The following is a 3,133-nucleotide window of genomic DNA, read 5'->3' as shown; positions in this document are numbered from 1 at the left end:
CTTTGGTATGAAGAGTTTTGACCAGTTCCTGGCCGAGCGGAAAAACATCCTGCCCTGGATTCAGGAGTATTCTCCTTACGCCCTGGCCAGTTCAGACGACCCACCGGTTTACCTACATTACAAGGGACCACCCCCAGCTATCGGCAAACCTCAGAAAGACCCCACGCATACCGCTAACTTCGGGCTGAAACTTCAGGAACGCTGCGAGGAACTCGGGTTGAGTTGTGAACTGGTTTATAAAGGTGCCAAAAAGGTAAAACATAAAGACGCCACCGCATACCTCATTGCCTCATTAAATTCGTCCTCCGGAAAGTAATGAAATTTTTTAAATGTATTGGATGGTTTCTCATTGCAGCCGGTTTATTCGGATTTGGGGTTACCATGGTCGATTACATTTCTCTGGAACCTCAGGAGTCTGCCATGGAGTTTGCAGAATCGATCAGTGGAACACTAGGTCCAGCAACCCTTGGAAGTTTGTCGGTTTTGATCGGGCTTGTACTGGTTGTTTTTAACTGGGTAAGTGCGAAGAAAACGCTCTCTGATTAGGCAATCAACTATCATGGGAAAGCCTTTTAATTACAGAAATAAGTTTTTTTTAGGCATAGGAGTGTCGGCCCTAATTCTAAGCCTGCCGGTAATCTGGGTATGGTTCACCTTTGCCGGCCCCGGTTACTATGCCGAATTCAATGATATAAAAAAAAGTTTAGAGGAGATGGAGGGGGTTAGTCTAATCGATGCATGGGGACATGAGGATTTAACCTTTGAGCACATAGGAGCTGAAATAGAAGTGGCAGAAAAGGGGTTGGTTAGGTTTACCGAACTGTCCTCCAGCTCATTCACCTCAAACCCTAAAATCTGTTTGGAGAAAATCGGCCCCTATCATTTCACCTATCGCGGTAATGGTTATATTGGGGTAAACAACATCGAAACCAATAAGCCGATGATATCAGAATTTATGGGTTCTTCAATTGATGTCGGTAAAGATGGTTGGTTCGCTGGCTTTTTCTCTTTTCAAATTCATTCCGTGCAAGATGTAATCCAAAGGTATGATGAGATTTGCGAGGTGATTTCTCAATGGCCGATCTTTCCCAAAGAACAGAATTTCATTTCACCGGATGGTGTGGAAATGTGGATCTCTGTAAAGAAGGTCAAATGACTAACTTTAATTTGAACTAAAGTTTCCTTACAGGTTTTACCAAAAATCAGCGTGATTCAAACCAAGCTCAACCAAAGAAATATATATCTACAGAATTCACGATTGGGGCTTTCCATTTTTCGATTTTACCCGGACGATCAAACCTCGTGTTTCTTACAGGTGATTAAATAATCGCCACACTCCAAATAAATTCTCCAGCCAAAACATATCATTCATGAGTCCAAAATTACTGATCGCTTTTCTTCTCCTGCCTTTTTCTTTTGCGCAAGCTATACCTGAAATTGCGGGTCCCATCACAGGTGATGTTCGTGCAAATCAAGCAACTCTGTGGATGTATGCTCCATCCAAGTCCAAGTGTACTTTCAGTTACCTTGCGGAAGGTTCATCCAAGAAGATCAATAAGACGGGCAATCTCACGGCCCTATCCAATCAGGCAGCAAAGGTTCCCGGGCAGATATTCAAATCGACTATGAATGGTCTGGCACCCGATACCCGTTACCAGTATCAGGTTTCCATAAATGGAAAGGCTGACCCAAAGTGGAAAGGATCATTGAAGACTGCACCCGTTGAGGGCACATCCACTGCATTCAGAATGGCCATTACTTCCTGTATGCATATCAAAAGGGCACAACGGTCCTGGAATCTTCTCCTTGAGGAGCAACCGGACCTACACCTCACTGTGGGCGATACCCATTATGCAGATACCACAAATCCGACCGTGCAACTGGAACACCATTTAACATACCGCAGGGAAAAGGAATTTGCCAAGGTGCTCCAACAGGTACCCACCTATGCGATGTGGGACGATCATGATTACGGTCCCAACAATTCGGATGGTACCGCCAAGGGAAAAGAGTTCTCCCTCGCGGGTTGGAAACAGGCATGGCCCAACCCACCCTCTGGCACATCCAAAACCCCGGGTGCTTTTTTTAAATTCTCCCGTGGCGATGTTGATTTTTTTGTGGTCGATGGCCGCTATCATCGATCGCCCAACGAATTACCAGATGATGATAAAAAACGCATGCTGGGTGATGCTCAATTTGAATGGCTGTTGAACGGACTGAAAAATTCCAAGGCGAAGTTTAAGATCATTGCCTCCGGTAGTGTGCTAGAACACAGCAAGGTGGACGGATGGCGCATTTTTACTTTTTCCCGCCACCGACTTTTTGACGCCATCAAAGAACACAAAATTTCGGGAGTGATGTACATCGGTGGCGATATGCACAAATCCTTGGTCTGGCAGCACCATGAATCCGACCGGGTCGGTTATCCAATGATTGAAATTATGTCCTCGGGGATTACCAATGGTAAAGACCTGAGCTTTGCCACCATTGATTTCGACACCACGGTTGCCGATCCCACCGCCCGTGTTCGCATCATTTATGGCAGAGGCGAAAAGATTAACACGGATAAGACCTGGAAACTCTCCCAGTTATCCCACGCCAATAAATGATTAAAAAGTTTTACCTTATTTCCTCTTTACTCCTGGCGACACTGCTGGCCGAGGCCAAGCGGGGAGCACCTGCAGAGGTGTTGCCGGTCACAGTGGGAAATATCGAGTATTCGGCCCCGCACCGCAACGGCACGCACAGGAAGATGGGATTACTCGAAGCCCGTGATTTAAAGAGTGGGAAATTAATCTGGAGCCGTCAGATCTATGCGGTGAAATACGATCCCGATCTGGAAGGAGATGTTCAGGATGTTTTCATAAAAAGCATCACCGCTGAGGGAAATCACCTCATCATCACCAACGAGAGGAATTCAAAGTATCAACTGGATCTGAACAGTCTCGAAGTAAAAGTAATCAAAGGATCATTGGTGGAAGAAACCAAATTTACCCGTTAAAAAAATGAGAATAACAACAACTGTAACTATATCCCTATTAATAAAATCCTTGGCTTTAATTGGCCTCACTCCCGCCTTGTTGGCCGAGAGCATTGTAGTGATGTCCTACAACATCCACCGCGGTGGCATTAT

General features: G+C 45.5%; 4 protein-coding genes and 1 pseudogene. All 5 read left to right on the top strand.

The window, feature by feature from the left end; genetic code table 11:
* Positions 1–316 (top strand): annotated as a pseudogene (locus ACKPQ4_RS05425) (family 16 glycoside hydrolase); the annotation flags it as partial.
* Entirely contained in the window at positions 316–546 is a 231-nt protein-coding gene (locus ACKPQ4_RS05420; protein WP_407680186.1) for a hypothetical protein, read from the top strand. The pseudogene ACKPQ4_RS05425 and the gene ACKPQ4_RS05420, both read left to right, overlap by 1 nt.
* 61 nt (positions 547–607) lie before the next feature.
* Positions 608–1,156 carry a hypothetical protein gene (locus ACKPQ4_RS05415; protein WP_407680185.1) on the top strand — a complete coding sequence of 183 codons (549 nt, stop codon included), beginning with the start codon at positions 608–610 and terminating at the stop codon, positions 1,154–1,156.
* A 214-nt stretch (positions 1,157–1,370) separates the two neighbouring features.
* Positions 1,371–2,609 carry an alkaline phosphatase D family protein gene (locus ACKPQ4_RS05410; protein ID WP_407680184.1) on the top strand — a complete coding sequence of 413 codons (1,239 nt, stop codon included), beginning with the start codon at positions 1,371–1,373 and terminating at the stop codon, positions 2,607–2,609.
* The gene (locus ACKPQ4_RS05405; protein WP_407680183.1) at positions 2,606–3,001 is read left to right on the top strand and encodes a hypothetical protein; all 396 of its coding nucleotides are present in this window, start codon (positions 2,606–2,608) and stop codon (positions 2,999–3,001) included. The genes ACKPQ4_RS05410 and ACKPQ4_RS05405 overlap by 4 nt, the downstream gene beginning before the upstream one ends.
* Positions 3,002–3,133 lie beyond the last annotated feature (132 nt).

It is taken from the genome of Candidatus Chordibacter forsetii (assembly GCF_964187505.1).
Taxonomy (GTDB): domain Bacteria; phylum Verrucomicrobiota; class Verrucomicrobiia; order Opitutales; family Seribacteraceae; genus Chordibacter; species Chordibacter forsetii.
Note: the sequence above shows the minus strand (reverse complement) of the source record. Positions and strands in the feature narration are given on the sequence as shown.

Bases quoted from the DNA above. Each gene is read 5' to 3' on its own strand.
- ACKPQ4_RS05405 (WP_407680183.1), top strand. From the start codon at position 2,606: ATGATTAAAAAGTTTTACCTTATTTCCTCTTTACTCCTGGCGACACTG.
- ACKPQ4_RS05420 (WP_407680186.1), top strand. From the start codon at position 316: ATGAAATTTTTTAAATGTATTGGATGGTTTCTCATTGCAGCCGGTTTA.
- ACKPQ4_RS05410 (WP_407680184.1), top strand. From the start codon at position 1,371: ATGAGTCCAAAATTACTGATCGCTTTTCTTCTCCTGCCTTTTTCTTTT.